General features: G+C 76.3%; 4 protein-coding genes and 1 pseudogene. 4 read left to right on the top strand and 1 reads right to left on the bottom strand.

What is annotated here, in order from left to right; all coding sequences use genetic code 11:
• Positions 1 to 95 (bottom strand): annotated as a pseudogene (locus tag ABT106_RS18645) (aldehyde dehydrogenase family protein); the annotation flags it as partial.
• Positions 96 to 150: 55 nt separating this feature from the next.
• Between ABT106_RS18645 and ABT106_RS18650 the strand changes: the two are divergent.
• From ABT106_RS18650 to ABT106_RS18665, 4 genes are all read left to right on the top strand, one after another.
• Positions 151 to 1,365, top strand: a complete 1,215-nt coding sequence (locus tag ABT106_RS18650) for an ArsA family ATPase (RefSeq protein WP_351278409.1) — start codon at positions 151 to 153, stop codon at positions 1,363 to 1,365.
• Positions 1,366 to 1,437: 72 nt separating this feature from the next.
• Positions 1,438 to 1,893, top strand: coding sequence for a DUF5304 domain-containing protein (locus tag ABT106_RS18655; RefSeq protein WP_351278411.1), 456 nt, complete (start codon positions 1,438 to 1,440; stop codon positions 1,891 to 1,893).
• Positions 1,894 to 1,954: 61 nt separating this feature from the next.
• Entirely contained in the window at positions 1,955 to 2,896 is a 942-nt protein-coding gene (locus ABT106_RS18660) for an ROK family glucokinase (RefSeq protein ID WP_351278413.1), read from the top strand.
• Positions 2,897 to 2,969: 73 nt separating this feature from the next.
• Positions 2,970 to 3,728: an endonuclease/exonuclease/phosphatase family protein gene (locus ABT106_RS18665; protein WP_351278416.1), complete on the top strand. Its 759-nt coding sequence runs from the start codon at positions 2,970 to 2,972 to the stop codon at positions 3,726 to 3,728.
• The last annotated feature ends 333 nt before the right edge of the window (positions 3,729 to 4,061 follow it).

Raw genomic sequence — 4,061 nt, forward strand, 5'->3', positions numbered from 1 at the left:
CCGGACAGGATGTTCACCACGCCGCCCGGCAGGTCGGAGGTGGCCAGCACCTCGCCCAGGGAGAGGGCGGGGAGCGGGGACTTCTCGCTGGCGATCCGGGGGCCGCGGCGCCGCCGAAGTTCTCCACCACCGAACCGGAGTAGCCGCACCATGCGCACCCTGCTGATCACCGGCCCCGGCGGGGCCGGGCGGACCACCGTGGCCGCGGCCACCGCCCTCGCCGCCGCCCGGCAGGGGCAGCGGGTGCTGCTGCTGTCCGGAGACCCCGGCGACCCGATGGCCGGCCTGGTCGGCGGCCCGGCGGGACCGTCCGCCGAGGTCGTGCCCGGGCTGCGCGCGGTCCCCGTGGCCGCCGGGTTCCGGGTGGCCCGGGTGGACTCCGGCGAGGAGTTCCGCGACGAGCTCGTCGCCCTCCAGGAGCGCGGCTCCGCCCTCCTGGGCATGGTCGGGGCCCGCCCCCTCGGGTCCGAGGAACTCACCGAACTCCCCGGCGCCGAGCAGTTCGCCCTGCTCCGCGCCCTGCGGCGGGCCGCCGCCGCGCCCGGCACCGACCTCGTCGTCGTCGACATGCCCCCGCTCCACCAGACCGTGGCCACCCTCGCCCTCCCCGCCCAGCTGCGCCGCTACCTCGCCCGGCTGCTCCCCGCGGAGCGGCAGGCGGCCCGCGCCCTGCGCCCCGTACTGGCCCAGCTCGCCGGCGTCCCCATGCCCGCCCAGTGGCTCTACGAGGCCGCCGCCCGCTGGGACGAGGAGCTGGCCGCCGTCCAGGCCGTCGTCGAGGCCGGCACCACCTCCGTCCGGCTGGTCGCCGACCCGGGACCGGCCGCCGGCGCCGCCCTGCGCACCGGAGCGCTCGGGCTGGCCCTGCACCAGCTGGGCACCGACGACCTCGTCGCCAACCGGCTCGCCCCGGTGGACTCCGCCGACCCCTGGGCGGCCTCCGTCGCCGCCCAGCAGCAGGCGTTCCTGCGCGAGCGGGACCCGGCCGTCCCGCTCCGGGGGCTGCCCCACCTGGGACGCGACCCGCGGGGCCCGGACGACCTGGCGGAACTCTGCGCCCTGGCCGCCGGCGGGGGCCTCGCCCCCGGGCGGCCGGGCCGCGAGCTGCGGGCCTGGCCCGTGGAGGACCGGCTCGCCGAGGACGGCGTACTCGTCTGGTCCGTGCGGTTGCCCCACGCCCGCAAGGACGACCTCGACCTGATCCGCCGCGGGGACGAGCTGCTGCTCACCGTGGGCCCGTACCGCAGGATCGTTCCGCTGCCGTCCGCGCTGCGCCGCTGCACCGTCTCCGGCGCCGCCCTGGCCGAGGACGTGCTCCGCGTCCGGTTCACGCCGGATCCGGGACAGTGGCCGCGTACGTCCTGAACCCCGTACCGCCGTTCGGGTAACGTCGAAGGTAACCAGTACCGCCGCCCCGCAGCCGCAGGAGAGTCCGCCATGAGCGAGGCCACCGACCGTCCCACCGACGACGACGCCTGGGCCAGGGCCTGCGCCGAGGACCTCGCCGCCGAGAAGGAGCGTCTGCGCGGGCAGGACGGCACGCGCTCCGGCGCCCCCGGCAGCGCCGCCGAGGAGCTGTTCAAGCTCTTCGAGGCCGTCGCCGACAAGGTCTCCGGACTGAACAACCCGCTTCTCGGCGTCGCCGCGCAAGGCGCCGTACGCCAGTTCGTCCACCAGGCCAAGACCGCCGCCCAGCCCGTCATCGAGCGCAACCCCGAGGTGTTCGACCACCTCGCGGCCGCCGGGTCCGAGCTGCTCGCCGCCTACCGCTCGGCCGTCGAGGGCCACGAGAGCCGCTGGACGCGGAACGAGCCCCCGGCGCCGCGCCCGGAGTCCGCCCCGCGCGACGACGGCCCCGACGCGGGCCCGGCCGAGCGGATCGATCTCGACTGAACCTCCGCCACCCTCGGGTACCTTTGCCCGTGGCGGGGTTTGACCGGAAACCGAGGGACTAATGGGACTCACCATCGGCGTCGACATCGGCGGCACGAAGATCGCGGCGGGCGTGGTCGACGAAGAGGGCACCATCCTTGAGACGTACAAGGTGCCCACCCCGCCGACCGCGGACGGAGTGACGGACGCGATCTGCGCCGCCGTCTCCGAGGTCAGCAGCAGTCACACCATCGACGCCGTCGGCATCGGCGCCGCGGGCTACGTGGACGACAAGCGTGCGACCGTGCTCTTCGCGCCGAACATCGACTGGCGCCACGAGCCGCTCAAGGACAAGGTCGAGCAGCGCATCGGCCTGCCGGTCGTCGTCGAGAACGACGCGAACTGCGCGGCCTGGGGCGAGTACCGCTTCGGCGCCGGCCAGGGCCACGAGGACGTCATCTGCATCACGCTCGGCACCGGCCTGGGCGGCGGCATCATCATCGGCAACAAGCTGCGCCGCGGCCGCTTCGGCGTCGCCGCCGAGTTCGGGCACATCCGGGTCGTCCCCGACGGCCTGCTGTGCGGGTGCGGCAGCCAGGGCTGCTGGGAGCAGTACGCCTCCGGGCGCGCGCTCGTCCGGTACGCCAGGCAGCGCGCCAACGCCACCCCCGAGAACGCGAAGTTCCTGCTCTCCCTCGGCGACGGCACCCCCGAGGGCATCGAGGGCAAGCACATCAGCCAGGCCGCCCGGCAGGGCGACCTGGTGGCCGTCGACTCCTTCCGCGAACTGGCCCGCTGGGCCGGCGCGGGCCTGGCCGACCTGGCCTCCCTGTTCGACCCGTCGGCCTTCATCGTCGGCGGCGGCGTCTCGGACGAGGGCGACCTCGTCCTCGACCCGATCCGCAAGTCCTTCAAGCGCTGGCTGATCGGCGGCGCGTGGCGTCCGCACGCGCAGGTGCTCGCCGCCCAGCTGGGCGGTAAGGCCGGACTCGTCGGCGCCGCCGACCTCGCGCGCCAGGGCTGAGCCCCTCCTTTTTCGCCGTGACCGCCCGCCGCGCCCCCTGGGGGAGCGGCGGGCGGCTGCGTATCTTGCGGGCATGGACCTGCTGCCCGCGCTGCCCAAGTCTCTTACGGAGCCCGACGGTTCTGCCGTGATCCGGGTACTGAGCTACAACATCCGCTCGCTGCGCGACGACGAGGAGGCGCTGGCCCGGGTCATCCGGGCGTGCGCGCCGGACCTGGTGTTCGTCCAGGAAGCGCCCCGGTTCTTCCGGTGGCGCAAGCACGCGGCCCGGCTGGCCGCGAAGTGCGACCTGGTGGTGCTGAGCGGCGGTGCGACCGCGGCCGGGCCGCTGCTGCTCTGCTCGCTGCGGGCCTTCGTGGAACGTACGGAGGACGTACTGCTGCCGCTGACCCCCGGGCTGCACCGCAGGGGCTTCGCCACGGCCGTCGTACGGTTCGGGTCGGCGCGGGCCGGGCTGGTCTCCGCGCACCTGTCGCTGGACCGGGCCGAGCGGGTGGCCCAGGCGGGGCTGCTGAGGGAACGGCTCACGGCGATGGACGTCCCGTACGGGATCGCCGCCGGCGACGTGAACGAGACCCCCGACGGGCCGGCCTTCGGACGGCTGGCCACGGGCCTGCGGGACTGCCGGACGGTCGCGCCGTGGGGCGGGGAGCACACGTTTCCCGCGCGGGGCGCGGAGCGGCGCATCGACGCCGTGTTCGTGACGGGGGGTGTGGAGGTGCTGGCCTGCGGGGTCCCTGCGGGGCTGGCGGGGGTGTCGGCCGCGGATCTGGCGGCCGCGACCGATCACCTGCCGGTGCTGGCCGTGCTGCGGCTGCCGGCTGCGCCGTAGCCGGGCCGTGGCCGTGGCCGGACCTGGCGGGGGTGCGGTGCCGGGGCGCCCGGGGGCGATGCCGAGGGCTGGTGCGGGGGCCGCTGCCGGGGCTCCGCCCCGGACCCCGCGCCTCAAACGCCGGCGGGGCTGATTCTTCCGGGAGCTCGGCCTCGGGCCCCGGCCCGGACCCCGTGCCTCAAACGCCGGCGGGGCTGATTCTTCCGGGGGCTCGGCCCCGGGCCCCGGCCCTCAGACTCCGGGGGGGGGGGCCGGCCGGGGACGGCGCGGGGGTGGGGGCCCAGCGCCGGCGCGCGCGCGGGGGGCGGGGGGGGGTTGGGGAGCGGGGCCCCC

Origin of the sequence: Streptomyces sp. NPDC002044, from assembly GCF_040296725.1 — a bacterium.
GTDB lineage: Bacteria > Actinomycetota > Actinomycetes > Streptomycetales > Streptomycetaceae > Streptomyces > Streptomyces antarcticus.